This window comes from Micromonospora sp. RB23 (assembly GCF_053585025.1).
This window is the reverse complement of the sequence record NZ_CM132111.1, coordinates 6,676,930-6,703,457: the sequence shown is the minus strand read 5'-3', so window position 1 is coordinate 6,703,457 and position 26,528 is coordinate 6,676,930. Positions and strand designations below refer to the sequence as shown.

The 26,528-nt window shown below is 73.4% G+C and carries 22 protein-coding genes; 13 read left to right on the top strand and 9 right to left on the bottom strand.

All coding sequences use genetic code 11. From position 1 onward, the window contains the following. The first annotated feature begins 7 nt into the window (after positions 1-7). The 4 genes from nth to ACTFTM_RS30635 all read left to right on the top strand — a co-directional run bounded on the left by nth (position 8) and on the right by ACTFTM_RS30635 (position 3,381). Positions 8-796, top strand: a complete 789-nt coding sequence (gene nth, locus ACTFTM_RS30650; protein WP_421473582.1) for an endonuclease III — start codon at positions 8-10, stop codon at positions 794-796. Between the two features lie 5 nt (positions 797-801). Next, complete coding sequence (locus tag ACTFTM_RS30645; protein WP_449566775.1) at positions 802-1,449, top strand: TlpA family protein disulfide reductase; 648 nt, start codon at positions 802-804, stop codon at positions 1,447-1,449. Further along, positions 1,446-2,138 carry an NUDIX hydrolase gene (locus tag ACTFTM_RS30640; protein WP_449563766.1) on the top strand — a complete coding sequence of 231 codons (693 nt, stop codon included), beginning with the start codon at positions 1,446-1,448 and terminating at the stop codon, positions 2,136-2,138. Before ACTFTM_RS30645 ends, ACTFTM_RS30640 begins: the two co-directional genes overlap by 4 nt. 64 nt (positions 2,139-2,202) lie before the next feature. Then, positions 2,203-3,381 carry a MarP family serine protease gene (locus ACTFTM_RS30635; protein WP_422737302.1) on the top strand — a complete coding sequence of 393 codons (1,179 nt, stop codon included), beginning with the start codon at positions 2,203-2,205 and terminating at the stop codon, positions 3,379-3,381. A gap of 13 nt (positions 3,382-3,394) precedes the next feature. Here the strand turns inward: ACTFTM_RS30635 and ACTFTM_RS30630 are convergent, their stop codons facing one another. The 4 genes from ACTFTM_RS30630 to eccCa all read right to left on the bottom strand — a co-directional run bounded on the left by ACTFTM_RS30630 (position 3,395) and on the right by eccCa (position 10,361). Then, positions 3,395-4,090, bottom strand: coding sequence for a phosphatase PAP2 family protein (locus tag ACTFTM_RS30630; protein ID WP_449563765.1), 696 nt, complete (start codon positions 4,088-4,090; stop codon positions 3,395-3,397). Between the two features lie 37 nt (positions 4,091-4,127). Further along, positions 4,128-4,919, bottom strand: coding sequence for a phosphatase PAP2 family protein (locus ACTFTM_RS30625; protein ID WP_449563764.1), 792 nt, complete (start codon positions 4,917-4,919; stop codon positions 4,128-4,130). A gap of 52 nt (positions 4,920-4,971) precedes the next feature. Further along, positions 4,972-6,303 carry a type VII secretion-associated serine protease mycosin gene (gene mycP / locus ACTFTM_RS30620; protein ID WP_449563763.1) on the bottom strand — a complete coding sequence of 444 codons (1,332 nt, stop codon included), beginning with the start codon at positions 6,301-6,303 and terminating at the stop codon, positions 4,972-4,974. A gap of 74 nt (positions 6,304-6,377) precedes the next feature. Beyond that, positions 6,378-10,361, bottom strand: a complete 3,984-nt coding sequence (gene eccCa, locus ACTFTM_RS30615; RefSeq protein ID WP_449563762.1) for a type VII secretion protein EccCa — start codon at positions 10,359-10,361, stop codon at positions 6,378-6,380. A gap of 101 nt (positions 10,362-10,462) precedes the next feature. Here eccCa and eccD point away from each other — a divergent pair, with 101 nt between their 5' ends. After that, on the top strand, positions 10,463-11,866 hold the full coding sequence (gene eccD / locus ACTFTM_RS30610) for a type VII secretion integral membrane protein EccD (protein ID WP_449563761.1): 1,404 nt from the start codon (positions 10,463-10,465) through the stop codon (positions 11,864-11,866). A 31-nt stretch (positions 11,867-11,897) separates the two neighbouring features. On the opposite strand, the gene ACTFTM_RS30605 is transcribed toward eccD, so the two are convergent. Further along, positions 11,898-12,404: an inorganic diphosphatase gene (locus tag ACTFTM_RS30605; protein ID WP_393052500.1), complete on the bottom strand. Its 507-nt coding sequence runs from the start codon at positions 12,402-12,404 to the stop codon at positions 11,898-11,900. Between the two features lie 512 nt (positions 12,405-12,916). On the opposite strand from ACTFTM_RS30605, the gene dacB reads away from it, so the two are divergent. From dacB to tilS, 3 genes are all read left to right on the top strand, one after another. Next, a complete protein-coding gene (gene dacB / locus ACTFTM_RS30600; protein ID WP_449566774.1) occupies positions 12,917-14,392 on the top strand; it encodes a D-alanyl-D-alanine carboxypeptidase/D-alanyl-D-alanine endopeptidase in 1,476 nt (491 codons plus the stop codon). A 128-nt stretch (positions 14,393-14,520) separates the two neighbouring features. Then, complete coding sequence (locus tag ACTFTM_RS30595; RefSeq protein WP_449563760.1) at positions 14,521-15,591, top strand: zinc-dependent metalloprotease; 1,071 nt, start codon at positions 14,521-14,523, stop codon at positions 15,589-15,591. Positions 15,592-15,601: 10 nt separating this feature from the next. Continuing rightward, a complete protein-coding gene (gene tilS, locus ACTFTM_RS30590; protein ID WP_449563759.1) occupies positions 15,602-16,594 on the top strand; it encodes a tRNA lysidine(34) synthetase TilS in 993 nt (330 codons plus the stop codon). On the opposite strand, the gene ACTFTM_RS30585 is transcribed toward tilS, so the two are convergent. Continuing rightward, positions 16,581-17,561 carry a GlxA family transcriptional regulator gene (locus ACTFTM_RS30585; protein ID WP_449563758.1) on the bottom strand — a complete coding sequence of 327 codons (981 nt, stop codon included), beginning with the start codon at positions 17,559-17,561 and terminating at the stop codon, positions 16,581-16,583. The genes tilS and ACTFTM_RS30585 overlap by 14 nt on opposite strands. Positions 17,562-17,699: 138 nt before the next feature. Between ACTFTM_RS30585 and ACTFTM_RS30580 the strand changes: the two genes are divergently transcribed. The 4 genes from ACTFTM_RS30580 (at position 17,700) to folE (ending at position 21,776) form a co-directional block, all read left to right on the top strand. Continuing rightward, positions 17,700-17,849, top strand: coding sequence for a hypothetical protein (locus tag ACTFTM_RS30580; protein WP_449566788.1), 150 nt, complete (start codon positions 17,700-17,702; stop codon positions 17,847-17,849). A gap of 100 nt (positions 17,850-17,949) precedes the next feature. After that, the gene (gene hpt, locus ACTFTM_RS30575) at positions 17,950-18,525 is read left to right on the top strand and encodes a hypoxanthine phosphoribosyltransferase (protein ID WP_421473568.1); all 576 of its coding nucleotides are present in this window, start codon (positions 17,950-17,952) and stop codon (positions 18,523-18,525) included. Positions 18,526-19,053: 528 nt separating this feature from the next. After that, complete coding sequence (gene ftsH / locus ACTFTM_RS30570; RefSeq protein ID WP_435205422.1) at positions 19,054-21,075, top strand: ATP-dependent zinc metalloprotease FtsH; 2,022 nt, start codon at positions 19,054-19,056, stop codon at positions 21,073-21,075. A 35-nt stretch (positions 21,076-21,110) separates the two neighbouring features. Continuing rightward, a complete protein-coding gene (gene folE, locus ACTFTM_RS30565; protein WP_355052593.1) occupies positions 21,111-21,776 on the top strand; it encodes a GTP cyclohydrolase I FolE in 666 nt (221 codons plus the stop codon). A 32-nt stretch (positions 21,777-21,808) separates the two neighbouring features. Here the strand turns inward: folE and ACTFTM_RS30560 are convergent, their stop codons facing one another. After that, complete coding sequence (locus ACTFTM_RS30560; protein ID WP_449563757.1) at positions 21,809-22,528, bottom strand: hypothetical protein; 720 nt, start codon at positions 22,526-22,528, stop codon at positions 21,809-21,811. 7 nt (positions 22,529-22,535) lie between these two features. Next, positions 22,536-25,169, bottom strand: coding sequence for an FtsK/SpoIIIE domain-containing protein (locus ACTFTM_RS30555; protein WP_449566773.1), 2,634 nt, complete (start codon positions 25,167-25,169; stop codon positions 22,536-22,538). Between the two features lie 314 nt (positions 25,170-25,483). Here ACTFTM_RS30555 and ACTFTM_RS30550 point away from each other — a divergent pair, with 314 nt between their 5' ends. Next, positions 25,484-25,918 carry a hypothetical protein gene (locus ACTFTM_RS30550; RefSeq protein ID WP_449563756.1) on the top strand — a complete coding sequence of 145 codons (435 nt, stop codon included), beginning with the start codon at positions 25,484-25,486 and terminating at the stop codon, positions 25,916-25,918. Between the two features lie 3 nt (positions 25,919-25,921). Here ACTFTM_RS30550 and ACTFTM_RS30545 read toward each other — a convergent pair whose 3' ends face one another. Further along, on the bottom strand, positions 25,922-26,521 hold the full coding sequence (locus tag ACTFTM_RS30545) for a hypothetical protein (protein ID WP_449563755.1): 600 nt from the start codon (positions 26,519-26,521) through the stop codon (positions 25,922-25,924). Positions 26,522-26,528 lie beyond the last annotated feature (7 nt).

The window sequence follows — 26,528 nt, the reverse complement described above, 5'->3', positions numbered from 1 at the left end:
GGCCGTCGTGACCAGTAGCCCTCCCGGCGCCAGCGAGACCGACCTCGGGCGCACCCGCCGCGCCCGCAAGATCGGCCGGGTGCTGACCGAGACGCACCCCGACGCGCACTGCGAGCTGGACCACTCCAACGCGCTGGAGCTGTCCGTCGCCACCATCCTGTCCGCCCAGTGCACCGACAAGAAGGTCAACGAGGTCACCCCGAAGCTCTTCGCCCGCTACCCGGACGCCGCCGCGTACGCGGGTGCCGACCGGGGCGAGATGGAGGAGCTGATCCGGCCCACCGGGTTCTACCGCAACAAGACGGACTCGCTGCTCAAGCTCGGGCAGGCCCTCGTCGACAGGTACGACGGCCAGGTTCCCGGCCGGCTCGCCGACCTGGTGACGCTCCCCGGGATCGGCCGCAAGACCGCGAACGTCATCCTCGGCAACGCCTTCGACGTGCCCGGCATCACCGTCGACACGCACTTCCAGCGGCTGGTGCACCGGTGGCGGCTGACCACCGAGACCGACCCGGTCAAGATCGAGCACGCGATCGGCGCGCTGTACCCCAAGCGCGACTGGACCATGCTGTCGCACCGGATCATCTTCCACGGGCGGCGGGTCTGCCACGCCCGCAAACCGGCCTGCGGGGCGTGCACGCTCGCGAAGCTCTGCCCCTCGTACGGCACCGGACCGACCGAGCCGGCCGCCGCCGCCAAGCTGCTCAAGGGCCCCCGGGCGCGTGACCTGGCCGTGGCGGCCGGGGTCGACCCGGAGCTGGTGCCGCCGCAGGCGGTCGCCGCGGAGGTGCCGTGAACCGCCTGCTCGCGGGTGCCGTCACCCGGCGGCTCGCCCTGCTCGCCGTACCGTTGACGCTGTTCGTCGGCGGTTGCACCGACAGCCCGGCCGACGACCCCGCACCGAAGCCGGCCGCCGCCGAGCGACCGTCGCCCTTCCGGGACTGCGCCGCGTTGGGCGCTGCCCCTGCGGCCGCGACGCCCAGCCCCGGGGCCGTCTCCGCCTCGCCCGCCGCGGGCGCGGGTGGGCAGGAACTGCCGGCGCTGACCCTGGCCTGCTTCACCGGGGGCGCGCCGGTCGCGCTGCGGGACGTGGCCGGGCCAGCCGTGATCAACGTGTGGGCCTCCTGGTGCGGGCCGTGCCGCAAGGAACTGCCCGCCTTCCAGCGGCTCAGCGAGCGGACCAGCGGTCAGCTCCAGGTGGTCGGGGTCAACACCCGCGACAGCCGGAGCGGCGCACAGTCCATCGGCGAGGACTTCGGCGTACGGTTCCCGGTCCTCGTCGACCAGGGTGACGCGCTGCAACGGGAGCTGAGGCGCAACGCCTTCCCGCTGACCCTCTTCGTCGACGCGGGAGGCCGGATCCGGCACATCGACGCCACCGGGGCCCTCGACGACGCCTCCCTCACCGCGCTGGTACGCCAGCACCTGGGCGTGGCGGTGCCGGCGTGACCCGTCGCCCTCCCGGCTGGATCGACCCGCTGCTGAGCCGACTGGGCACCGCCCGCGTCGAGGACTTCACCCGCCTCAGCACCCCCGCCGAAGGTGGCCGGGAGAGCGCCGTGCTGGTACTGCTCGGCGAGCAACCCGACACCGGACCGGACGTGCTGATCCTGCAACGCGCCGCCACCCTGCGTAACCACGCCGGCCAGCCGGCCTTCCCCGGCGGGGCGGCGGACCCGGAGGACGCCGACGCCCGCGCCACCGCGCTCCGCGAGGCCAACGAGGAGGTCGGTCTCGACCCGGCCAGCGTGACCGTGCTGGCCGAGCTGCCGAAGCTGTGGATTCCGGTCAGCGACTTCGTGGTCACCCCGGTGCTGGCCTGGTGGCACGACCCGCATCCGGTGCACCCCCGGGAGCCCGCCGAGGTGGCGCACGTGGCACGACTGCCGATCCGCGAACTCGTCGACCCGGCCAACCGGCTGCGGGTCCGCCACCCCAGCGGCTGGGTCGGTCCGGCGTTCTCGTCGCACGGCATGCTCGTCTGGGGCTTCACCGCCGGGGTGTTGGCGGCCCTGCTCGAGATGGGCGGCTGGTCCCGACCGTGGTCGCCCGGCCGGCTCGTCGACCTGCCGCCCACGGGCGCCACTCCCGCTCCCTCGGCCGGCACCGACGAGGTCGACGAGACCGCCCTGCGCTGACCACGCGGTCACCTTCCGCAAGCGGTGGTCATCCGGCGGGCGCGGTGCCCGTACGCTGGACCCCGTGTCCGTCGTGGATCTCGTCCTGCTGCTGCTCATGCTCGTGTTCGCGATCAGCGGATACCGCCAGGGTTTTGTCATCGGCATCACCTCGCTGTCCGGCTTCTTCCTGGGTCTCCTGCTCGGCCTGCAACTCGGGCCGCTGTTCGCCCGGCAGTTCGTCGACGCCGGCACCCGGGTGCTGATCTCACTGGTGGCGATCTTCGGCCTGGCGGTGATCGGGCAGGCGCTCGCCGGCTGGCTCGGGTCGCACCTGCGCAAGACGATCACCAGCGACGTGGGTCGGCGGGTCGACGACATCGGTGGCGCCTTCGTCTCGCTGTTCGCCGTGCTCCTGCTGGCCTGGCTGGTCGCCGTACCGCTCGGGTCGTCGTCGGTGCCGTGGCTCGCCGCCTCGGTGCGCAACAGCGCGTTGATCAGCGTGGTGAACGGGATCCTGCCGGAGGAGGCACACCGGCTCTCGACCGCGTTGGAGGACACCGTCGACACCGACGGTTTCCCGGACGTCTTCGGTGGCCTCGCGCCCACCCGGGCCCGGCAGGTCGAGCCGCCCGACCCGGCGCTGGCGGGCTCCCAGGTGGTGGTCAACGGTCAGCGTTCCGTGGTCAAGGTGCTCGGCTCGGCACCGAGCTGTTCGCGCCGCATCGAGGGCTCCGGCTTCGTGTACGCCGACGACCGGGTCATGACCAACGCCCACGTGGTCGCGGGCACCCGCTCGGTGGCCGTGGAACTGGGCGGGGAGCGGTACGACGGCCAGGTGGTGGTGTACGACCCCAACCGGGACCTGGCAGTGCTGCTGGTGCCGGGGCTCCCCGGCCCGTCGCTGCGGTTCGCCGCCGGCAACGCGGGCAGCGGATCGGACGCCATCGTGCTCGGCTTCCCGCTCGACGGCCCGTACAACGCACAGTCGGCGCGGGTCCGTGACGTCGACCGGATCAAGGGGCCGGACATCTACTCGTCCGGTGACGTCACTCGGGAGATCTACACGATCCGGGCCCTGGTGCGCAGCGGCAACTCCGGCGGCCCGCTGCTGTCGGCCAACGGCCTGGTGCTCGGCGTCATCTTCGCGGCGGCGGCCGACGACCCCAACACCGGCTTCGCGGTGACCGCCGCCGAGGCCCGGCCGGTGGCGTTGGCCGGCGCCGAACGCAACCGGGCCGTCGCCACCGGCGAGTGCACCTGAGCCCCGTACCCGATCAGGTCCGGGCCGTGGCGGCGACCGGGAGCTTCGTACGTCCCCAACGCAGTCCCCGGTCCAGGACCGCCCGGGCCATGATCGCGACGCAGGTGCCGCCGTTGAGGAAGGACGCCACCACGTCGCTCGGGTGGTGCATCCCCCGGTACATGCGGGTCAGCGCCACACCCACCGGCACCACCAGCAACAGCGTCCACCAGGCGACCTTCGCGCCGGTGCTGCGCGCCCGCAGTGCCATCAGCACCGCGATACCGACGTAGAGGGCCACCGCCGCCGAGGTGTGCCCGGACGGAAAGCTCGACGTGGGCGGCGAGGTGTCCATGTGCTCCACCGCCGGCCGCTGCCGGTCGATCACCATCGTGGTGAACAGGAACACCAGCGCCTGGGCGGTCACCGCCGCGCACAGGAACAGGGGTTCCCGCCAGCGCTTCAGCCAGAGCCGCAGCGCCAGGGCCACCAGCACGGTGACCACCACGATCATCTGGGTGCTGGCCAACGTGCTGAACACCAGCGAGACGTCGTTCCAGCCGCCGGTGCGCTCACCGGCGAACTCCCGGTTGACGGCGTCCTCGACGGTGAACGGCCAGGTATGGGCGAACACCCGGGTGACCAGCACCCCGAGCAGCACCATGACGCCGAAGAGGAGGGACACCGGCAGCAGCACCCGCCGGACGATCTGGACCACGGTGTCGGACATGAGCCGGCCAGTACCCCCTCGGCGTCGTCGTCACGCCTCAGGTCGCGTCGGGCCGCCGCTCGACCTCGGGCGCGACACCGTCACGGACCGGTCGGACCGGCCGCAGGCCCCGGTGCGCCCGCCAACTGGTGAACGCGGCGGTGGTCGCGGCCACCACCGCCACGCCGAGCAGCCAGCCGCCAAGCACGTCGCTGGTGAAGTGCACGCCGAGCACGACCCTGCTCAGCCCGGTCACCAGCGTGACCAGCAGCGCGGCGACCCAGAGCGCGACCCGCGCGGCCCCGCGCCGGACGTACGGCAGGAACACCAGCAGCAGCACGCCCGCGGCCAGGGTGGCGTTCAGCGCGTGCCCGGAGGGGAACGAGTAGCCGGCGGCCCGCGCCACCGGGTCGAGCAGTTCCGGCCGGTCCCGGCCGACGAGCAGCTTGAGCAGCGGCCCCATCAAACCGCCGACGACCATGGTGGTGGTCGCCCAGAGGGCCAACCGGCGGGCCTGCCGGCGCAGTAGCCAGATCACCACCAACAGCACGACGACCCGCAGCGGCATCGGTGCGAACACCTCGCTCCACACGCGCATCAGCATGACCCAGGCCGGGTGGTCCACCGCGTGCCCGTGCAGCGCGTCGGTGATCGTCGTGTCCAGCCGGTGCAGTGGCGCCCACGCTCCGAGCACCAGCAGCGCGAGCAGGGCGAACGGCACCAGCACCAGGAACGCCGCCGTCGAGGCCAGGGTCAGTCGCAGGCCCAGCGAATGGTCCGGGTCGAGGCGACGACGCCGCCAGGACGGGCGTCGGGTGGTGTCGAGGGTACGGGTGGCGGGCGTACTCATGCGGTCGGTTCTACCCCACCCGCCGGGCAATCAGGCCTGTCGTGCGCGACGGTCAGCGAGCGCGCTGGCGGAACCGGCGCACCACCAGCGCCGCGCCGGTGACCAGAGCGACGAAGAGCGCCGCCCCCGTCCACAGGTGCTCCGGCGTGGATTCGGCCGGTGCGCCCGCCGGCCGGGCCGTCCACCCCGTCTGCTGCCGGGGGGCGGTGAAACCGAGCGGGTCGCTGCCGGCACCGCTCACCGGGTCGTCGTCGCCCGAACCGGGGGCCGGCCCGAAGCCGACCACGCCGGGCGAGGTCTGATCGTCAAGCGGGTTGGCGGCGACGGGTGCGACATCTGCGCTCAGCGCGGCCACCGGGTCGACCACCCCGTACCCGAAGCGGTCGTCCCGCCCGGTCGGGCCGATGTCGCGGGCGGTGGCCACGAGTCGGTTGACGACCTGGCCCGCGGGCATGTCCGGGTAGCGGGAGCGGACCAGCGCGGCGGTGGCGGCCACCAGTGGCGCGGCGAAGCTGGTGCCCTGCACCCGCCAGTACCCGTCAGCCGGTCGGGCACCGACCAGGCCGGTGGCGGGGGCGGTGAGCACCGTCGCCCGACCGGTGATCGACCCGGACCACAGGTTGTCGCTGTTGCGTTCCAACCCGGCGACCGCGATCACGCCCGGCTCGCGGGCCGGGTACCAGGGTTTGGAGTCGGTCGACGTGGCCAGGTTGCCGGTGCAGGCGACCACGACCACGTCGCGGGCGAACGCGTAGTCCAGAGCCGCGGCCAGGGCCGGGCTGTCGCCGCTGCCGCCCAACGACAGGTTGATCACCCGGGCGCCGTGGTCGACCGCCCACCGGACGCCCTTCGCGACAATCAGGGCGTCGTCGTACTTGTTGCGCTCGTCCAGCACGCGTACCGGAAGGATCCGGGCGTCCGGAGCCAGGCCGACCACGCCCCGCTTGTCATCGTTGCGCCCGGCGATCAGGCCGGCGACCGTGGTGCCGTGGCCGACCGGATCCGGACCGGCGCCCCCGGCCGGCCCGACCAAGTCGAGGCCGGGCAGCACCTGACCGGCCAGGTCCGGATGGTTGCCGTCCACACCGGAATCGACCACCGCGACGGTCACGCCCCGGCCCGTCGAGGTGCGCCAGGCCGTGTCGGCGCGCAGCTCCTCAAGCTGCCACTGCTCGTCACGCACCTGGTCGGTGCGGGAGACGCTGTCACCGGGGGCGAACGCGGCCGGCGCGCCGGCGAGTTGACCGCCGCTGCTCGGCGCGGCGACGGGTGCGGCGCTCGGAACCGCGACAGCGGCCAGCGCCACCACGCCGAGCAGCGCCCGGCCGGCCCGCCGGGCCACCGCCGGAGCGCTCTGCCGAACCCCAGTCACATCCACTGCCATTCATCCCGACGGAACCATGACGATCGGAGATTACCGGGTTCCCCACGCGTAACGGGGGGAACCGCGAAGACAGGTCACGGTGGCGGCAAATGTGCCAGTTGCACGAGGCGTACGCCCTCCCGTCGGGTGACCAGGCGACCACGGCCCGGCGGCAGCGGTCCGGGTCGTACCGGCCCGACGAGCGCGCCCTCCTCCGGGCTGCCCGCCATCACCAGCCCGGCGGTGGACAGTTCGCGCAGCCGCTGCACGATCGGCTCGTACTGGGCCCGGCCCGCGCCGCCGGAGCGGCGGGCCAGCACCAGGTGCAGGCCGACGTCGCGGGCGTGCGGCAGATGCTCCTCCAGCGCCCGCAACGGGTTCGCCGGACCGGTCGCCACCAGGTCGTAGTCGTCGACCAGCACGAACAGTTCCGGCCCCGACCACCACGAACGGTCGCGCAACTGCTGCGGCGTCACCTCCGGCCCGGGCGCCCGTCGCTGGAGGTAACCGGCCGCCGACTCGACCAGGTCCGCGGTGTGCGCGGCTGCGGTGCCGTAGCCGATGAGGTGCGGCGTCTCGATGGCGCCGAGCAGGCTGCGCCGGTAGTCCACGAGGATCACCCGGGCCTCCTCCGGCGTGAACCGCGCGGTGATCGACGCGGCCAGCGCCCGCAGGAACGACGACTTGCCGCACTCGGCGTCCCCGAAGACCACGAAGTGCGGCTCGGCCGCGAAGTCGAGCTGCACCGGCCGCAGGTCGGCCTCGGCGACACCGATCGGCAGTCGCAGGCCGGCGGTGGCGGTGAGATCCAGATCGGTGTACGGCAGCACCGGTGGGAGGAGTCGGACCGGAGGCGCCGCCGGCCCGGGCCAGCTGTCGGCGATCCGCTCGACGAGTTCGGCGGTGCCATCGCTGGAGTCGGCGAGTCGCGGAAGCGCGGTCAGGAAGTGCAGGCTCTGGGCCGTCACCCCCCGGCCGGGGAGCTCCGGCACGTTCGCCGCGGCCCGCCGGGCGACCAGGGAGTCGGCCGGGTCGCCGAGGCGCAGTTCCAGCCGGGAGCCGAACAGGTCCCGGATCGCCGGGCGGAAGTCCAGCCAGCGCAGGGCCGTGGCGACGACGTGCAGCCCGTACGACAGACCGCGGGTCGCCAGGTCGGTGACCAGCGGTTCCAGGTCGTCGTACTCGCTGCGCAGCGTGCTCCAACCGTCGACCACCAGGAAGACGTCGCCGTACGGGTCGGCGTCCGGCTGGTCGGTCGCCGCCGTCGCGGCCCGACGCTGCCGGTAGGTGGCCATCGACTCCACGCCCAACTCCGCGAAGCGGCGCTCCCGGTCGGCCAGGAGGGTGGTCAGTTCGCCGACGGTGCGTCGTACGGCGGTCGGGTCGGCGCGGCCGGTCACCCCACCCACGTGCGGCAGGTCGCGTAGCGCCGCGAGGCCCCCACCGCCGAAGTCGAGACAGTAAACCTGCGCCTCGGTCGGGGTGTGGGTGAGCGCCAACGCGCAGATCAGCGTCCGCAGCGCCGTGGACTTGCCGCTCTGCGGGGCGCCGACCACCGCCACGTGCCCGGACGCGCCGTCCAGGGCCAGCCAGAGGAGGTCCCGGCGCTGTTCCAACGGGCGGTCCACCACGGCCACCGGCACGCCCAGCGCCCCGTGCAGCTCGGGGTTGGCAACGGTGAGCCCGCGCACCGGGTCCACCTCGACCGTACCGACCAGCTCGTCGAGTGCCGGCGGATCACCGAGCGGCGCGAGCCACACCTGGTGGGCGGGCGGCCCCTGCCCGACGAGCCGGTCGACCAGCAGGTCGAGCAGTGTTTCCCGGCTGCTCTCGTCCTCGGCCACCATGGGCAGGGCCCGTGTCGTCGGCTCGGGCAGCGGTACGGCGTGGGTCGTGAACGTGAGCAGGCGGGCTTCGTCGCCGGCCGCGTCGCCGGCCGTGGTGGCCCGGCGACGTACGGCACCGGATACGTACGCGGCCTTGAACCGGGCCAGCGGATCGGTGCCGGCCCGCAGGTAGCCGTGGCCGGGGGAGCGGGGCAGCTCGTGGGCGTCCGGAACGCCGAGCACCGTGCGGGACTCCAGCGCGGAGAAGGTGCGCAGCCCGATCCGGTACGACAGGTGGGTGTCCAACCCGCGCAGCCGGCCCTCCTCCAGGCGCTGGCTGGCGAGCAGCAGGTGCACGCCGAGCGAGCGACCCAGCCGACCGATCTGCACGAACAGGTCGATGAAGTCGGGCTTGGCGGAGAGCAGCTCGGAGAACTCGTCGCAGACCAGCAGCAGCGACGGCAGTGGGGCGAGCGGGCTGCCGGCCGCGCGGGCCCGCTCGTAGTCGCGCACGCTGGCGAAGTTGCCGGCACGGCGCAGCAGCTCCTGCCGGCGGACCAGTTCCCCATTGATCGCGTCGACCATCCGGTCCACCAGGGGCAACGCGTCGGCCAGGTTGGTGATCACGGCGGCGGTGTGCGGCAGCCGGTCGAACGGCGCGAAGGTGGCGCCGCCCTTGAAGTCGACCAGGACGAAGTTGAGCTGCTCGGAGCTGTGCGTCGCGGCCAACCCCAGCACGAGCGTGCGGAGCAGTTCGGACTTGCCCGAGCCGGTGGCCCCGATGAGCAGACCGTGCGGGCCCATCCCGTCCTGGGCGGACTCCTTGAGGTCCAGCTCGATGGCGCCACCGTCGACGCCCACCCCGATCGGCACCCGCAGCCGGTCCCGGGACGAGCGCGGCGCCCAACCCTGCTCGGCGGTGAAGCTCTCCGGGTCGCCGAGGCCGAGCAGCTCCGGCAGGCCCAGCTCGGCCTCCAACGGGGCGTCGGGGCCGCGGGCCGCGCCGGCCAGCCGCAGTGGCGCCAGCCGTCGGGCGACCGCCTCGGCGTCGGCGAGGTCGAGGTGGTCGGCGCTGCCCACCTCGGCGTGCCCCTCCGCCGACCACGAGTGCAGCCGCCGACCGCGCAGCTCCAGCAACAGCGCGTACCTGTCGAGCAGCCGTGGCGGTGGCGTGTCCAGGTCCAGGACGGTGACCGCGTCGATGCCGCCGTCTCCGGTCAGGTCGGTGGCACCGGTCAGGTCACCGCCGTCGAGGACCACCACCACGTGCGGGCCGTCGGTGGCCGGACCGGCCGGGCTGAACCGGGAGCGGCTGGCCAACACGTCCGCGAGCAGCCGTTCCAGCTCCGCGGCCGACGAGGTCACCAGCCGGGCGGGCCCGAGCGCGTCCGTGCGCCCGGGGTGGTGCGCGTGCGGGAGCCACTTCACCCACTCCCAGGCGGCGCGGCGTTCGGGGCCGGCGCAGACCGCGATCAGTAGCTCGTCGGGCGCGTGGAACACGGCCAGCTGGATCAGCACGGCCCGGGCGAGGGCCTGCGCCGCCGGGTCACCGGTGGGCGTGGGCGGCCCGCCGGTGGTCGCGCCGCTGCCAGCGGCGGTACGCACGTGCACCCGGGCGAAGCTGCGCAGGGACAGAGCCACCGGCAGCTCCGGCACCACGGAGTACGCGTCCAGGAACCGGCGCAGCGCGCCGGCGGTCATCGGCTCCAACTCCTCCAGCGGCCGGGTCACCGGCGGCACCAGCGGAGTGGCCAGCGTCTGCGGCCCGACGGCGACGCGTACCACCGCGAAGTCCGGATCTCCGGGGCGGCGTTCCCACACCCGGCGGCTGTCCACCGTCGACCACAGCCGGGCCGGGTCGGGGTGTCGGTAGTAGAGCCCCGCGCGTTGCTGCCCGGCGGTCTGCCGGACCCGACGGCGCAGCGTCGCCAGGTGGCGCAGGTACTCGCGGCGGGCCGCCATCATCTCGGACTTCTTCGGGATGCCCGAGGCGCTCCCCCACGTGGTGACCAGCATCGCGAGCGACGAGAGCCCGAACATGCCACCCACCACGTACGAGTACGCGCCGCCGCCCCGCCCGAACATCATCGCCATCGCCACCGTGCCGCCGAGCATGGGCAGGATCATCAGCGCCTGCTGCCACCGGCCGCCGGTCACCGCCGGGATCTCCGGTGGCGCCTCGACGGGCAGCTCGCCGACGGGGATCTCCGGCGCTGGCCGCCGCGGCGGGCGCTTGATGACGACTGTGGACACTCGGCCTCCTGACTGCGCTGGGTAACCCGAGCCTGGCTCATGGTAGGTAAAGTCCTGTCGTCCCCGCAGCCTCCGATACCGCTCGATATGGAGACCGGTCGATGACAACCGGACTGGCCCGCGTCACCATCAGCGCGCCCCAACGGCGGGTGGACGTCGCCCTGCCGGAGCAGGTCCCCCTGGCCGAGCTGCTGCCCGACGTGCTCCGGCACGCCGGTGAGGGACTGGCCGACGACGGCGAACGCCACGGCGGCTGGGTGCTGCGCCGCACCGACGGCGCGCTGCTGGCGACCGCGCAGGCGCTGCTGCCGCAGGGTGTCCGCGACGGCGAGGTGCTGCACCTCGTGCCGGCCCGCGCCCACTGGCCCGAACTGGAGTACGACGACGTCGTGGAGGCGATCGCCGACGGGGCCCGTCGACGTGGCGGGGCCTGGTCACCCGCCGCCACCCGGGTAGCCGGTCTGACCGGCGCCGCCGTGCCGCTCGCCGTCGGGTTGCTCGCCCTGCTCGCCGGCGGCCCGACGTCGAGAAGCGGCTGGGTGGTGGCGGCGGTGGTGGCGCTGCTGCTCACCGTGGCCGGCGCGGTCGCCAGCCGTGCCAACGGCGACGGCGCCGCCGGCGCGACGCTCGGCGGGTACGCCCTCCCGTACGCCTTCGTGGCCGGCGCCCTCGCGGTCGGCTCGGGTGACCCGGTCGGCCCGCTCGGACCGGTGCGCTGGGTCGGCGCGCCCGAACTGCTGGCCGGCTCGGTGGCGCTGCTGCTCGTGGCGCTGGTCGGTCTGCTCGGGGTGGCGAGCCGACAGCGGATCTTCGTGGCCGGCGTCACGGTCGGTCTGCTCGGTGCCGGCGCGGCGCTCGGCGCTCTGCCGTCGACTCCCGCCGGCACCGCGGCGGTGCTGCTCAGCGCGCTGGTCTTCGCCATCGGGGCGATCCCGCTGCTGGCCATCCGCCTCGGCAAGCTGCCGCTGCCGCCGATCACCCTGCCGGCCACCCCGCCCGCCGCGGAGCCGGAACGTCCCGCGGACCTGCCGGACCGGGGCCGGGTGCAGGCGGCGGTCACCCGCACCGAGGAGATGCTCACCGGGATGCTGCTCGGGCACGCGGTGCTGGCGGTCGGCGCCGCCGTCGTACTCGGCGTGGCAGGTGGGACGGCCGGCCCGGTGCTGGTGGCGGTGGTCTCGGCCGTGCTGCTGCTGCGCTCACGGCTGTTCGTGGCGGTACGGCACCGGGTGCCGACGGTGCTCGCCGGGCTCGCCGGCTACGCGGTGCTGGGCGCGGTGCTGGTCGACCGGGTCGACGACACCGCCCGCCTGGCGCTGGTCCTCGGCGGGGCGGCGCTGGGCCTGGTGACCGTGGCCGCGGCCGTCGGGTACGCCCGGCGGCCGGTGTCGCCGTACCTCGGGCGGTTGGCGGACCTGACCGACACGGCCCTCGTGGTCGCCGTGGTGCCGGTCGCCTGCGCGGTGCTCGACCTGTACGACAGGGCCCGGGGGCTGCTCGGATGAGCAGCCCCCGGGCCCTGTCGGTGGTCGAACGTCAGTGGGAGGACTCGCCGCGCGCCTCGGCGTCCCGCGCCCGCTGGTAGGAGGCGCGGATCTCGGCCTCGGCCTCGGTGCGGCCGACCCAGGTCGCGCCCTCGACCGACTTGCCGGGCTCCAGGTCCTTGTACACCTCGAAGAAGTGCTGGATCTCCAGGCGGTCGAACTCGCCCAGGTGGTGGATGTCGCGCAGGTGCTCCTGGCGGGGGTCCTCGTAGGGCACGCAGAGGACCTTGTCGTCGCCGCCCTTCTCGTCGGTCATCCGGAACATGCCGATGGTCCGGCAGCGGATGAGGCAGCCCGGGAAGGTCGGTTCGGGGACCAGCACCAGCGCGTCCAGTGGGTCGCCGTCCTCGCCCAGCGTGTCCTCGATGAAGCCGTAGTCGGCCGGGTACTGGGTGGACGTGAAGAGGGTGCGGTCCAGCCGGATCCGGCCGGTCTTGTGGTCCACCTCGTACTTGTTGCGGTGACCTTTCGGGATCTCAACCGTCACGTCGAAATCCATCTGCACGCTCCCTCGTCTGCCCACGCTGGCTAACGGAACCACTGGCGGCCCTCCGGACAGGCGAATGCCCACCCGCCGACTCCGGCCGCCGCATAGTCTTCGGACCGAAGTAGTGTCACCCAAGCCGATTTTCGTTGGGGGAGGAGGGGGTCGTGGGGAGGGAAGATTCACACTACCGCCCGGACGGGGGCGTCGTTCGCGGTACCGGACGATCCGGCTCCGGTGGGGCGACCGGGCGGGTTCCGGTGCCGGACGCGCACCTCCCCCGGACGCCGGACGGGTCGGTCCCCGAGCGCCCCGCCCCACTGCCGTGGGGTCAGTCGGGCTCGGCCCCGGCCGGTCCGAACAACGGTCGCTTTCCGGTCGTCGGCTCCGAGCGTCCCACCGGTGGCGCGCGCCCGACGCGTCCCACGCCCCCGACCAGCCCGGCCCGAGGTGGCCCGGTGTCCGGTGACGGGCCGACGGTCCGCATCCCGACCGGCGTACCCCCGCTGGGTCCGCCGATCTCCGCGCTGCCGGCCGCGGCGGGCGTCGAGCCGCCGGTAGCGCCGCCGCCCCCGCCACGTCGCCGTGGGCGACTGGTGGCCGTGCTGGCCGTCGTGGTGCTGCTCGTGCTGGCCGGTGTGGGTGTCGTGGTGGCCCGGCCCGGTCCGGTCGCCGCGTGGCTGGGCGAGGACGACGCGTCCGCTCCGACCGCCGCCGGCCCCGCCGCGGAACCCGACCCGTCCGACGTGTTGAACGAGCCCGACCCGAACGCTCCCCTGCCCACGCCCGACGGGGTACGGGCCGCGCTCGACCCGCTGGTCGGCGTACCCGCGCTGGGTGACCGGGTGAACGTCTCGGTGGCCGACGTGACCACCGGCCAGACGCTGTACGACAAGGGGGCGGACGACGGCACGGTGCCCGCATCGGTGACCAAACTGGCGACCGCGGTGACCGTACTGGCCGCCCGCGGTCCCGGATTCCGCATTCCGACCCGGGCGGTGGCCGGCGCGAAGCCGGGCGAGGTGGTGATCGTCGGAGGCGGTGACCCCACGCTCGCGGTGAACAAGAAGGGCTACTACCCCGGCGCGGCACGTCTGGACGACCTGGCCGCGCAGGTGCGTACCGCCCTCGGCGGCACCGCCCCGACAAGCGTCACCGTCGACGGCACGGTCTACTCCGGTCCCGTGTACGGTCCCGGCTGGGACGACGACATCCCGACCGGCGGGTACGGCGGCGCGGTGACCGCGCTGATGACCGACGGCGCGCGCAAGGACCCGGGCGCCGAGCCCGGAGGGGCCGAGCGGGTCGCCGAGCCCGACCTGGCCGCCGGCCGGTCGTTCGCCCGGCTGCTCGGCGTACCGACCAGCGCCGTCAAACGGGGTACGGCCCCGGCCCTGTCGACCGCCGCCGGTGGCACCCCGCCAGCCGGCACGGAGCTGGGTGTGGTGCAGTCGCCACCACTGATCCGGCTGGTCGACATCATGATCAGCGAGAGCGACAACCTGCTGGCCGAGGCGCTGGCCCGCCAGGTGGCGCTGGCCCGCAAGCAGAAGGCGTCGTTCGACGGCGCCGCCGCCGCCATGGACGCCGAGGTTGCGGCGCTGGGTCTACCCGCCGACGAGATCACCCTCTCCGACGGCAGTGGCCTGTCGCGCCGCAACCGGATCAGCCCTTCCCTGCTCACCGACCTGATCCGACTGGCCGCAAGCTCGGATCACCCGGAGTTGGCCGGCGTCTTCGGGGGCCTGCCGGTGGGCGGTTGGTCCGGCACGCTGGGCGAGCGCTACCGGGGTGCCCCGGGGACCGCCGGTGGCGCCGGCGCCGTACGCGCGAAGACCGGGACCCTGACCGGGGTGCACGCCATCGCCGGCCTGGTCACCACGGCGGACGGCCGCCTGCTCACCTTCGCGGTGCTCACCGACAAGGTGCCCGGCGGGACGGACACCGCCCAACCGGCGCTGGACCGCATCGCGTCCGCGCTGGCGGGCTGCGGCTGCCGCTGAGCGTCCGCTCCGACCGGCTGCTGCTGACCGGCGTCCGGGCCCGGTCCGGGTCGGCGCGGGGCCGCGACCGGCGTCGATCGCCGACGCGAGCCCGGGCCGGGGTGTCGCGACGCGGGTACGGTGGGTTCATGGCGCAGTTCGTGGACTGGGATCTGGCCGCCGCCACCGCGGGGGCGTTGAGCAAGTCGGGCCCCCGGGTGTCGTACGCCGAGGCCACCGACGTGGTCGGCGACCTGCGGCGGCTGACCGACGAGGCCGCCGGGCACGTGGCCGACTACACCGGCCTGCGGGCACAGGTGGCGCACCCGCCGGTGCGGGTCGTCGACCGGCGGGACTGGGCGGCCACCAACATCGCCGGGCTGCGTGAGGTGATCACCCCACTGGTCAGCCGGCTGTCCGGCGACAAGCAGCCCGGCGCGCTCACCGAGGCCATCGGGTCGCGGCTGACCGGGGTGCAGGCCGGCACCGTCCTGGCCTACCTGTCCGGTCGGGTGCTCGGCCAGTACGAGGTCTTCTCCGCCGACCCGGGGCAGCTGCTGCTCGTGGCGCCGAACATCGTCGAGGTGGAGCGCAAGCTCGAGGCCGACTCCCGGGACTTCCGGCTGTGGGTCTGCCTGCACGAGGTCACCCACCGCACCCAGTTCACCGCCGTGCCGTGGATGCGGGCGTACTTCCTCGGCGAGGTGCAGGCGTTCGTCGACGCGTCCTCCAGCGGCGGCGAGCATCTCGTCGAGCGGCTGCGGCGCGGTGTCGCGACGCTGTCCGAGGCGGTCCGCGACCCGGAGAGCCGGACGAGCGTGCTGGACATCGTGCAGACCCCGGCGCAGCGGGCCGTCCTCGACCGCCTCACCGCCTTGATGACCCTGCTGGAGGGGCACGCCGAGTTCGTGATGGACGGCGTCGGCCCGCAGGTGATCCCGAGCGTGGAGCGGATCCGGGCCTCGTTCAACCGTCGCCGGGAGGCGGGCAACCCGTTGGAGAAGGCGATCCGCCGGCTGCTCGGGGTGGACGTCAAGATGCGCCAGTACGCCGAGGGCCGCAAGTTCGTGCACGGTGTGGTCGAGCGCGTCGGCATGGACGGCTTCAACCAGATCTTCAACTCTCCGCTCACCCTGCCCCGGCTGTCGGAGTTGGGCGACCCGGACGCCTGGGTGGCACGCGTGCACGGCCCGGCCGGCACCGTCCCGTCCGCCGGCTGACCGTCCGCCGGTGGCCGCGCTCGCCCCACCGGTGGCCGCCATCCGGGTGGCGGTCCGTCGCGCGCTGACCCGGCTGCCGTCCGGCGGTCCGGTGCTGGTCGCCTGCTCCGGTGGGGCCGACTCGCTGGCCCTGGCGGCGGCGACCGTGTTCGTGGCGCCCCGCCTGGGTCGGCCCGCCGGTCTGGTGACCGTCGACCACGGCCTGCAGGACGGTTCGGCGCGGCGCGCGGAGGCGGTGGCCGCCTGGGCCCGGGAGGTCGGGTTCGCGCCGGTCGTGGCGGTGCGGGTGGAGGTGGCCGGTCGTCCGGGTGGGCCGGAGGCGGCGGCGCGGGACGCCCGCTACGAGGCGTTGACCGAGGCCGCTCGGCAGCACGATGCGGTCGCGGTGCTCACCGGTCACACGCGCGACGACCAGGCGGAGACGGTGCTGCTCGCGCTCGCCCGGGGCGCCGGCCCGCGCGGGCTGGCCGGGATGCCCGACCGGCGGGAGCTGGCCGGGGTGCCGCTGCTGCGTCCGCTACTGGGGATCGGTCGGGAGCAGACCCGTGCCGCCTGTGCCGTCCTCGGGCTCAGCCCGTGGCAGGACCCGCACAACACCGACCCGTCGTACGCCCGCTCCCGGGTGCGGGCGGACGTGCTGCCGGCGCTGGTACGGGCGCTCGGACCGGGTGTGGTGGACAACCTGGCGCGTACCGCCCGGCTGGTGGCGGCGGACAACGCGGCACTCGACGAGATCGCGGCGACGGCCCTGGCGACGGCCCGGCACCCCGCGGGTGGGCTCGCGGTGGCGGAGCTGGCCGGTCTGACCTCCGCCGTACGTGCTCGGGTGCTGCACGCCTGGGCTCGGGAGTTGGGCGCGGTCGGGGGCGCGCTGTCGCACCGGCACGTCGCCGCGCTGGACGCCCTGGTCACCGACTGGCACGGTCAGGGTCCGACCGATCTGCCCGGGGGCATTCGCGTACTCCGTCGCGGCGACCGACTGGCGGTCCTCAGCCCCCGCTGAGAGCTGCCGCGCCCTCGGTCCGGTCCCGGAAGGTGGTCCGGTAGCTGTGCGGGGTGGCGCCGACCCGGCGGCTGAAGTGGTGGCGCAGCGTCGCGGCGTCACCGAAACCGGCCTGGTCGGCGACGGCCTCCACGCTCAACGGCGTCTCCTCGAGCAGGCGTCGGGCGAGCAGGACGCGCTGGTTCGTGAGCCAGTCGTGCGGGGTGGTGCCGGTCTCGGCCCGGAACCGCCGGGCGAACGTCCGTGGTGCCATCCCGGCGCGGGCGGCCAGCTCCTCCACCGTGGTCGTCCGGTCCAGGTGCCCCATCAGCCACTCCAGCACCGGTTCCAGGGTGGGCGCCTCCGGAGCCTTCGGGATCGGCGCCTCCACGTACTGCGACTGGCCGCCGTCGCGGTGCGGCGGGACCACCATCCGCCGGGCCAGCCGGGTCGCGGTGGCCGAGCCGTGCACCTGCCGGACCAGGTGCAGGCAGGCGTCGATGCCGGCCGCGGTGCCGGCGCTGGTGAGCAGCCGACCGTCCTGGACGTACAGGGAGTTGCAGCGCACCCGGGCGCGGGGGTGCCGGCGTTGCAGCTCGTCGGTGTACCGCCAGTGGGTGGTGCACTCCCGGTCGTCGAGCAGCCCGGCCTCGCCGAGCAGGAAGGCCCCGGAGCAGACGCTGATGAGGTGGGCCCCGCGCGCGTCGGCGCGGCGCAGCGCGTCGAGCACGCACTCGGGCACGACGGTGCCCTGAGCGTGCGCGGGAACGGCCACCAGGTCGGCCTCGTCGAGTGGGGTCAGGTCGGCGCTCGGGGTGAGGTGGAAGCCCGCGGAGGTGCGTACGGCGGCGCCGTCGGGACTGCACACGTCGAAGCGGTAGGCGGGGAAACCGTCGGCCGTCCGGTCGGTGCCGAAGACCTCCGCGAGCACCCCGAGCTCGAACGGAGCGACCTGGTCCAGGGCGAGGACGGCGACGGATCGGAGCATGTGACGAGGGTAACCCGAGAGGTGGCAGTAAATCGATGCCCAGTGGCATCTCTGCCACTGTCCGGGTGGCGCGAGTCGGCGGAGACTGGTCTCAGTCCGGTGCGCACCGGCGGCGAAACCGACAGCAATCATGCGAAAGTGAGCGCCGCCATGGAGTTCCTGTTCTTCCTCCTGTTCCTCGTCCTGCTCGTCGCCGCCTCGGCGGCCGGCCTCACCGCGGACAGCCACGACTCGGCCGACTGGAAGCCCAGCGAGGACGGCCGCCGCTGGCGGTCCCGTACCAGCTGATGCCTTTGATGCCCTTTGCGGCAAAAATCCCGGGCGGGACCGTGCCGAAAGGTGCGGCCCCGCCGACGGAGGCCATCCGACGTACGGCAGGCTAGGAGTCATGGCTGACGGCTCCTGGTACGACGCCGACATCGACCACGTGATCATCTCCGAGGCGCAGATCCGCGAGAAGACAGCGGAGCTGGCCAAGCAGGTCTCCGCCGACTACGCCCACGTGGGCGACGGACTGCTGCTGGTCTGCGTGCTCAAGGGCGCGGTGATGTTCATGGCGGACTTCGCCCGGGCTCTGGGCCGCAACGGCCCCCCGGCCGAACTCGACTTCATGGCCATCTCCTCGTACGGCCAGGGCACGACCTCCTCCGGGGTGGTCCGCATCCTCAAGGACCTCGACCGCGACATCGCCGGTCGGCACGTCGTGGTCGTCGAGGACATCGTCGACTCCGGGCTGACGCTCTCCTGGCTGCTGCGCTACCTGGAGTCCCGCTCGGCGGCGAGCGTCGAGGTGGTCGCGCTCTTCCGCAAGCCGGAGGCCGTCAAGGTGCCGGTGCCGGTGAAGTACGTCGGCTTCGACATCCCCACCGAGTTCGTGGTCGGCTACGGCCTCGACTTCGGCGAGCGCTACCGGGAACTTCCCTACGTCGGGGTGCTCAAGCCCGAGGTGTACGCCCGCTCCTGAACCCGGACCTGCGGCCCGCCGCCGGCCCCTCGGGCGGCGTGCGGGCGACTCGTATCGGCGTTCATCAAGCCGACGTTCAGCGGGCTCTCAGCTCTTGCGGTTACGGTGGACCCCGGTGGCGTGGAGGTACCTCCGCGTCCGACCCCTCGACCGCGTGACCGGGCGTTCGGGTGGCCGGGCCGGACTCCCCGCCACGCCGGTTCCTCCCCGGACCCGCCGTGCGCTGGTTTCGGGCTGGTGGGCCTACCCAACCTGGGTGCCGCCGATACTCAAGGCGCGCCGGGTGCGGGGGCCCGCAGGCCTGCTCCTCGCGTTCACGCGGATTTGATGGTGCACGACTGCGGGGCTCGCAAGCTCACTCCTCGCGTACACGGTGTACCGTCGAATGACCGCGGCGCGGCAGTTTCGGCGCCTCGGGGTCGAGGCCGGCCCGCACGGCGGCTCCGGCCGCCGCTCAGCGCGGCGACACCATCAGACGGTCAGGACGTCGATCAGGAGGATGCGGGCGCTCCGGCGCTCGACAACAGTATGGAACGTACGCGTTTCTTCCGCCGACCGGTGGTCTGGATCATCCTGGTCATCCTCGGCGCCGTTGTGCTCAGTCAGCTGTTCACCGCTGGTCCCAGCTACCACCGCGTGGACACTTCCGTTGCGCTCGACCAGCTCCACACCGCACAGATCAACAAGGTCATCTTCCAGGACAAGGAGCAGACGCTCCAGCTCGACCTGAAGAACAAGACCAAGTTCGGTGAGACCACCACCGACCGGATCGAGGCCCAGTTCCCGTACCAGGTGGGCGACGAGATCTGGAACGAGGTGCTGGCGGCGAAGGCGGCCAACCGGGTCACCGGCCCGGCCGACGCCAAGGTCTCCTCGGACAGCATCTGGGTGAGCCTGCTGGTCAACCTGCTGCCGATCGCGCTGCTCGTGCTCCTGCTGCTGTTCTTCATGTCGCAGATGCAGGGCGGCGGCTCCCGGGTGCTCAACTTCGGCAAGTCCAAGGCGAAGATGATCACCAAGGACACCCCGAAGACGACCTTCGCGGACGTCGCGGGCGCCGAGGAGGCCGTCGAGGAGCTGCACGAGATCAAGGACTTCCTGCAGAACCCCGCGAAGTACCAGGCGCTCGGGGCCAAGATCCCGAAGGGTGTGCTGCTGTTCGGCCCGCCCGGAACGGGTAAGACGCTGCTGGCCCGCGCGGTCGCCGGCGAGGCCGGGGTGCCCTTCTACTCCATCTCCGGCTCCGACTTCGTGGAGATGTTCGTGGGTGTCGGCGCGAGCCGGGTCCGCGACCTGTTCGAGCAGGCCAAGGCGAACGCCCCGGCGATCGTCTTCGTCGACGAGATCGACGCCGTCGGTCGGCACCGTGGCGCCGGCATGGGCGGCGGCCACGACGAGCGCGAGCAGACGCTCAACCAGCTGCTCGTCGAGATGGACGGCTTCGACACCAAGGGCGGCGTCATCCTGATCGCCGCCACCAACCGGCCGGACATCCTGGACCCGGCGCTGCTGCGCCCGGGCCGGTTCGACCGGCAGATCCCGGTGGACGCCCCGGACATGGAGGGTCGTAAGGCCATCCTGCGGGTGCACGCCAAGGGCAAGCCGTTCACCCCCGACGTCGACCTCGACTCGGTGGCCCGGCGTACCCCTGGCTTCAGCGGCGCCGACCTGGCCAACGTGATCAACGAGTCGGCCCTGCTCACCGCCCGCAAGGACCAGCGGGCGATCACCAACGACTCCCTGGAGGAGTCGATCGACCGGGTGATCGCCGGTCCGCAGCGACGGACCCGGGTGATGAGCGACCAGGAAAAGAAGATCACCGCGTACCACGAGGGTGGGCACGCGCTGGTCGCCTGGGCGCTGCCGCACGCCGCGCCGGTACACAAGGTGACGATCCTGTCCCGTGGACGCTCGCTGGGCCACACCCTGGTGCTCCCCACCGAGGACAAGTACACCCAGACCCGCGCCGAGATGATCGACACCCTGGCGTACGCGCTGGGCGGTCGGGCCGCCGAGGAGCTGGTCTTCCACGAGCCGACCACCGGCGCCGGCAACGACATCGAGAAGGCCACCCAGCTGGCCCGCGCGATGATCACCCAGTACGGCATGAGCTCCAAGCTCGGCGCGATCAAGTACGGCACCAGCGGGGACGAGCCGTTCCTCGGCCGCAACATGGGCCACGAGCGGGACTACTCGGACTCGGTGGCCGCCGAGATCGACGGCGAGATGCGGGCCCTGATCGAGCTGGCGCACGACGAGGCCTGGGAGATCCTGGTCGAGTACCGGGACGTCCTGGACAACATCGTGCTCGAGCTGATGGAGAAGGAAACCCTCTCCACGGCCGACATGGCGCGGATCTGCTCCCGGGTGGTCAAGCGGCCGCCGCTCGCCCCGTACAACGGGTTCGGCAAGCGCCAGCCGTCCACCGAGCCGCCCGTGCTCACCCCTGCGGAGAAGGACAAGCTCAAGGCGCAGGCCCAGGCCGACGGCGCGCAGGCGTCCGTCGGTGGCGGGTCGCCGTCCAGCAACAACTCGGACGGTACGCACTGAGCAACGAACCGACGGCCAGCTCCCCCCACCGGGAGCTGGCCGTTTCCGCGACCGAACCCGACGGCGACGACGAGCTGGACTACGTCGCCGCCCGACTGATCAGCGGCAAGCTGACCGGCCGTCCCGTCGAGGACGCGGTCGACCTCGGCCGGATCGAGCGAGCCGTCCGCGAGATCCTGATCGCGGTCGGCGAGGACCCGGACCGGGACGGCCTCCAACAGACCCCGGCCCGGGTCGCCCGCGCGTACGCCGAACTCTTCGCCGGTCTACGCGTCGACCCGGCGCAGGTGCTCAGCACCACCTTCGAGGCCAACCACGAAGAGCTGGTGATCGTCCGGGACATCGACGTGATGAGCCTGTGCGAGCACCACCTTCTGCCGTTCCGGGGCAGCGCACACATCGGCTACATCCCCGGCCCGGACGGGCGGATCACTGGCCTGTCCAAGCTGGCCCGCCTCGTCGAGGTGTTCGCCCGCCGGCCGCAGGTGCAGGAACGGCTCACCTCGCAGGTCGCCGACCTGTTGATGAGCAAGCTGGCCCCGCGCGGCGTCGTGGTCGTGCTCGAATGCGAGCACATGTGCATGGCGATGCGCGGCATCCAGAAGTCCGGCGCGAAGACCATCACCTCGGCGGTGCGCGGCATCCTGCAGACGGACTCGAAGTCGCGGGCCGAAGCGATGGCCCTGATCCTTCCCCGCTGACCCACCCGGCCGCCCTCGCGACGGCCAGCCAATCAACCGGCCAGCAGGGCCAGTAGCAGGCCGGCCGTGACCAGCACCGCCGGCACCAGGCAGACCAGCACCCCGAAGCGCACCGTGCGGTCCACCAGGTGGTCGGGGGCGGCACGGAACACGCGGCCGACAGCGATCCAGCCGACGACGAAGGCGGCCGCCGGCATCGGCAACCCGCCGACCAGGGCCGTCATGCTGACCCGGCCCGGCCCGGCCGTCGCGTACACGATGACCTGGATCAGCGGCACCAGCAGCGCCAGCGGCCCGTACACCAGGAGGTTCCGGGCCCGCGCGGGCCAGGAGGTCGGTCGGAGGCCGCGACGCGCGGCCAACGCCGCGTCCGCCGCCTCGGCCCGACCCCGCGCGGTCCGCAGCGCCGCCAGGACGGCAGCCGGGCCGCCGGCCATCGACCGGGCGGCCTCCGTCAGCTCCGGCGGCGACGGCACCAGCGAGATCGCCGGTACGCCCCGCTCCCGCAACCGCTCCTGCTGGGTCGCCAGCCCGGCCCGCACCGCCGTCAGCTCCTCGCGGGCGGCCTGCGCCGAGCGGGCCTGCTCACCGGCGGCGGTCGCCGCGCTGCGACGAACCGCGTCGAGCTGACGGGCCGCCGCCAGATACTCGGCCCACGCGTCGCCAGGTGCCGCGCCAGCGTCCGGACCGGCGGCCCGTTGTGGGCCCGGACCGGTCACCGTCGCCGTCACCTCGGCACGTCCCGTACGCATCGCCGGCTCACCCCGCATCGCCCGCGCGGCCTGTTTCGTCCGCGTGGCCTGTCTCGTCCGCGTGGCCTGTCTCGCCCGCTCGCCCTGTTTCGTCCGCGAACGGCAGCAGGATCGTGCCCCGCTCGTCGGGGCCGTCCCACAGCGCCGCCCGGTCCGGGTGCGCCCGCCACTGGACCGGCCGGGAGAACACGGCAGCGAGCTGCGCGGCCGGAACATCCAGCGCCACGACGGCGGCCAGCTTGTCGACCTCGCCGTCCGGCTCCAGCAGCGCGGCGAACGGCGGTACCGCCCGCCACCAACCCAGCAGGTGCCGGCCCGCCGGCGGCCCGTCCCGCAGCAGCGCCCGCAACCGATCGGCCGGCAGGTCCCGGGGCCCGGGCCGGTCCAACCCGAAGACCACCAGGTACGTCGGAAGCTCGTCGTCGGCATCGGCCAACAGCGCCGGCAGGTCCACCAGTCGGGCCGGATGACGGGCGGCCAGCTCGGCCGTCAGCGCCTCCGCCAGCGGGTGAGCCCCCTGGTCGGGCGCGGCCACCAGGAAGCGCGCGGTGCCCGGCGCGTGGTGGGCCGCGGTGCTCCGGGCCGCCGTCGCCAGCAGTCCACCCGCCGCCGCGCCCGACCCCAACACCGCGAGGTTACGTCCGGGCGCCGGCCCCAGCGGTACGGCGACCGTCGTACGGGCCACGCCCACCGCACGACCAAGCAGAGCCGCCGGGCCGGACGCCCGCCCCGCCAGGGCCGCCCGGTGACGCGGGTCGTTGCCCAGTAGCGGACGCGCGTACCCGGCGAACACCACCGGCGGCGCCGCATCAGACGGCCGGGCCCCCCACAGCTCGTGTCGCAGCCGCTCGACCACCTCCGGGTCGTCCAGCGGATCGGGATGGCGGATCAACCGCTCGTGACCACGGATCGCACCCCGCGGGCCGCCCAACCCTCCTGCGGTGTTCACCACCGCGCTGCCCACCGGCAGGCCGGCGGCTGAATCGTTCGTCGGCTCCAACACCGGGCCGCCGCCCGGCAACGCCACCCGCACCGGGAACTGCCCGAGCGCCGAGTCCCGGTGCCCGGCGTCCGTCCGGGCGGTCAACCCCAGCTCACCCGCGCCGGCCAGCACCAGGTGCACGCCGTACGCCCGACCGGCGCGGGCCAGCCCGTCCACCTGCGCGGCCAGTTCGGCGGCCAGCCGATCCCGCTCGGCGAAGAGCAGCGGCACATTGTCCACCACACAGACGATGCGAGGCAGCGGACGGTGCTGGCGCAGCTCCGCGAAGCGCTGCCCGCCGGCCCGCTCCGCCGCCTCAGCGCGGCGCCGTACCTCTGCCGTCAACTGCTCGAACAGGTCCCGGACGTACTCCCGGTCGGCCGCCATGGCCGCAGCCCGCACCTGCGGGACCCAGGAGCGGTCCCGCTCGGTCTGCAGAAACTCCACGAACGACTCACCGTCGCCCAGGTCCGCCAGGTAGAGCGCCAGATCGTCCGGGCCGTACCGGGCGGCCAGTCCCAGCAGGGCGGTGGTCAGGAACGCCGCACGACCCGCGCCGGACCGGCCACTGACCAGCCAGTGCGGCGTCAGCTCGGTGAAGCCCAACGGCACCGGCCGGCCCCCCGCGTCACCCACCATCGTGGTGAGACTGTCCGAGGAATCCCCGGACCACAGGCTGTCACCCGTCTCCGGCAGCAGATCCGCCAACGCCAACCGGGAGCCCGCCTCCACCTGAGCGGCGAGTCGCCGACACACCGCGTCGACGAGATCCGCCGGTGGGTCCGTCTCCACGAAGACCGGCGAGTTCATCCCACCCGGCGCCTCGGCCCCGGGGCTCGCGAACGACGCCCCCGGCGGGTCGCCCAGCAGCGCGTACGCGTTACGCAACACCAACGAAGTGGCCCGCGGCAACGGATCCCGGGACGCGTACGGGCCGGGCGGCGGCCACCCGGCCACCACCAGGTGCAGTCCCGCCGCCGGCCCCTGCTCGGCCAACGCCTCGATCCGCGCCAGGTCGGTCGGGCCGGTCAACTCCGGCAGCGCGGCGACCACCAACAGCAGCGTACGGTCGTGACGACGTCGTCCGCTCGCCCCCGGCGTCACCCACTGCTCCGCCTCCGTCAACACCGCGCGCAGACCCGCCACGTCCACCGCCGGCGGAGGCAACAGCCCGGCATCGGCCAGCGCGCCGAACGGCGTCAGCACGGCACCCGTGGCATCCACCGCGCGTACCAGCAGCGCACCCGCGGGCGCGGCACCCAGCAGCCGCAGCACGACGGCGCGCAACAGCCCCGCCACCCGGGCCTCCCGCCCGTCGGCATCCACGCTCAGATGTCCCGTACCGACCAGCGGCACCAGGGCGGGGAAACGGGCGTCGTCCAACGGCGCCGCCGTGCCGACCCGCACGAAGGATGGTGGGCCGTCACCCGCCGGAGAACCCACGTCGAGTGAATCCAGAGCGGCCCCCGACCAACCCGGTGCCAGCCGCGCGGCAACCACCTGGAGCCGCTCGGCCAACTCGTACTGGCGGCGCTGGTCCGCAGGGGCCGGCCGCACCTCGTCGAGGATCCCGGCGGCGGCGGTGACGACAGCGGCAGCCCGGCGATGCAGCGCCGCGGCGCGGTTCGTGCGTGCCTTCGGACCGGCCACCGTGTCCACCCCCTCACCCGAGGTCGGCAACCCCTCCCCGAGCAGTGACGGTATCCCAGCCACGGCCTCACCTCCGGGAGGTACTGCGGCGGTGCGCCGGTGTTGTCGCGGATGTCACCGGTGGGGAGGGGTCCGTCACGATCCGCTGGATCTGAGGCATTGGCTCCGGGCCGTACAGCCGTTAACGTCAGGAGGTGGAATCAGTGCAGCCCCCCGCCGGTTCCCAGGTCTCCCGCGTACCGGCCCAGCGGACTCCGTCCGAACAGCTGCCGCCGGCCCCGCCAACGCCGGCACCACCGCCACGGCCCCGCCGGCTGCGCACCGTGCTCATCGTGGTGGGAGGGGTACTCGCGCTGCTCCTGCTCGGCGGGGTGGCGGCAGGTCTCGTGCTGTACAACCGCGCTGCCGCCCCGGACCGAAGCGCCCCCGACGTGGTCGTCGTTAACTACCTACAGGCAGCACTTGTGTCCCGCGACGCCAACAGAGCAAAGCTATTTACTTGCGACGGGTCGGTCCCGGCGCTGGATGAGTTCAATGCGCAGGTTGTCCAACGTGAACATGAACTGGGCGTTTCGTTCTCGATTAATATCGAAGGCGTTAGCGTCTCCAAGATCAATCCGAGTGATGCCTCGGTCGTTGCTGTAATTCGCCGGAGCGCATCGATCGATGGAATTCAACAGAGTCTGGCTGACACCTGGCGGTTCGATGTCCAGGATAGAGGCGGCTGGCGCGTATGTACTGGCACCAAGGCTCGTTAAGTGTCACTCGATCCATAGGAGATGGACCGGGACCTCCAGCGTGGTGGGTGACTGGCCGCGCCAGGCCCAGCGGTACCACTCCACCTCGGGCGTGATCCGCACGCAGATGTCGCCCTCGGCGCCCGAGTAGGTCTCGGTCACCGCCCGCATGTCGCGGTGTTCACGTCCGTCCTCGACGTGCACCACCCGACGGCCGGTGACCGCGTCGGCTTCGAACACGGGTGTGGGGGCGCGGTGGGAGGGCCCGTCCAGCGAGACCAACCGGATGCCCGTGTCCCGTGCGCCCTCCGACATTGGCCGTTCACCGACCGTCTCCACCCAGACCCGCTCCACCGGCACCAGCGGCGCGAACACCTCGACCTGGTCGGCCTCGGCCCGGTACCACTCGTGTTCGGGGATGACCGGCACGTAGGTTCGGGCACCCTGCACGACCCGGTCGTCCGCGCGCAGGTCTCCTCGCCACCCCAACCCCGGCAGACCCACGAGCACGCGCTGCCCGCGTAACTCCACCCGCCCGGTGGCGGGCACGATGGTCAGGGGGCGCGGTGGCCGGGGCGCCCAGTCCGGCTGGTCGGCGAACGGGTCCGGTAGCGGTCCGGTCATGCGGTGC

Bases quoted from the DNA above. Each gene is read 5' to 3' on its own strand.
- ACTFTM_RS30630 (WP_449563765.1), bottom strand. From the start codon at position 4,090: ATGTCCGACACCGTGGTCCAGATCGTCCGGCGGGTGCTGCTGCCGGTG.
- ACTFTM_RS30625 (WP_449563764.1), bottom strand. From the start codon at position 4,919: ATGAGTACGCCCGCCACCCGTACCCTCGACACCACCCGACGCCCGTCC.
- mycP (WP_449563763.1), bottom strand. From the start codon at position 6,303: ATGGCAGTGGATGTGACTGGGGTTCGGCAGAGCGCTCCGGCGGTGGCC.
- eccD (WP_449563761.1), top strand. From the start codon at position 10,463: ATGACAACCGGACTGGCCCGCGTCACCATCAGCGCGCCCCAACGGCGG.
- ACTFTM_RS30605 (WP_393052500.1), bottom strand. From the start codon at position 12,404: ATGGATTTCGACGTGACGGTTGAGATCCCGAAAGGTCACCGCAACAAG.
- ACTFTM_RS30595 (WP_449563760.1), top strand. From the start codon at position 14,521: ATGGCGCAGTTCGTGGACTGGGATCTGGCCGCCGCCACCGCGGGGGCG.
- ACTFTM_RS30585 (WP_449563758.1), bottom strand. From the start codon at position 17,561: ATGCTCCGATCCGTCGCCGTCCTCGCCCTGGACCAGGTCGCTCCGTTC.
- hpt (WP_421473568.1), top strand. From the start codon at position 17,950: ATGGCTGACGGCTCCTGGTACGACGCCGACATCGACCACGTGATCATC.
- ftsH (WP_435205422.1), top strand. From the start codon at position 19,054: ATGGAACGTACGCGTTTCTTCCGCCGACCGGTGGTCTGGATCATCCTG.
- ACTFTM_RS30560 (WP_449563757.1), bottom strand. From the start codon at position 22,528: ATGCGTACGGGACGTGCCGAGGTGACGGCGACGGTGACCGGTCCGGGC.
- ACTFTM_RS30545 (WP_449563755.1), bottom strand. From the start codon at position 26,521: ATGACCGGACCGCTACCGGACCCGTTCGCCGACCAGCCGGACTGGGCG.